Below are 884 nucleotides of genomic sequence, written 5' to 3' on the forward strand. Positions count from 1 at the left end.
GCAGCGGTGTTCAACGCGGTTTCTGTCTCGTTACGGTCTCTGCCCAGCACGGGCACCACGGTCACCAGGGCCGGGTCTCCTGTCGGCAGGTCCTCGTCCACTGGTGGGTTGTCGAGATTTTGGGTGATCAGTCCTGTCAGTCCTCCGTCAGGGCCGGCGATGACGAAACGCTCCACCCCGGCCCGGCGTAGAGCTTGTATTCCCTCACCGAACCGCACGGTAGCCCGGATCTGTTCGACCCAATACTCTGCGGTGGCCGGATCGAGACCGCCGACACGGCCGCTGCCGAGACTGCCGTCGATGTTCGACACCATCGGAATGACCGGTTCGGCGAAAGACAGATCGGCTATCGCTGAGGCGAACTGTGCCAGCATCGGCTCCATCAGCGGGGAGTGGAACGCATGCGATACCTGCAACCAGCTGACCTTGCGTCCCTGGCCGCGCAACTGTTCGACAACAGCTGCGACTTCGGCGTGGGTGCCTGAAAGTACTACCGCCTGTGGAGTATTGACCGCTGCCACAGCTACTCGAGAGGTCAGCAGCGCCAGTACCTCTGGCTCAGAGGCCTGCACTGCAGCCATCGCCCCGCCCTCGGGTAAAGCCTGCATCAGCCGCGCCCGCGCAGCCACCAGAGTTACTGCGTCCTCGAGTGACAAAACATCTGCGGCGTAAGCGGCGTTCACCTCACCGATCGAGTGTCCTGCCACGAAATCCGGTCGAATCCCCCACTCTCGCAGTAAATGTGTCACTCCCACACCGACGGCGAACAACGCCGCCTGTGTGAACTGTGTCTGGTGCAGAGCATCATGATTCTGGCCCCACATGATGTCTCGGAGCGGGCACGCCAACTGTGTTTCCAACCCGGCTACCGCCGCGTCGAAAGC

The 884-nt window shown here is 62.3% G+C and carries 1 protein-coding gene; it reads right to left on the reverse strand.

Features of this window, described 5'->3' with window-relative positions:
* Positions 1-884 (reverse strand): acyltransferase domain-containing protein (locus NVU01S_RS44060; protein ID WP_156522252.1); only part of this gene is annotated, 884 nt, incomplete at both ends.

It is taken from the genome of Nocardia vulneris (assembly GCF_001613425.1).
GTDB lineage: Bacteria > Actinomycetota > Actinomycetes > Mycobacteriales > Mycobacteriaceae > Nocardia > Nocardia vulneris.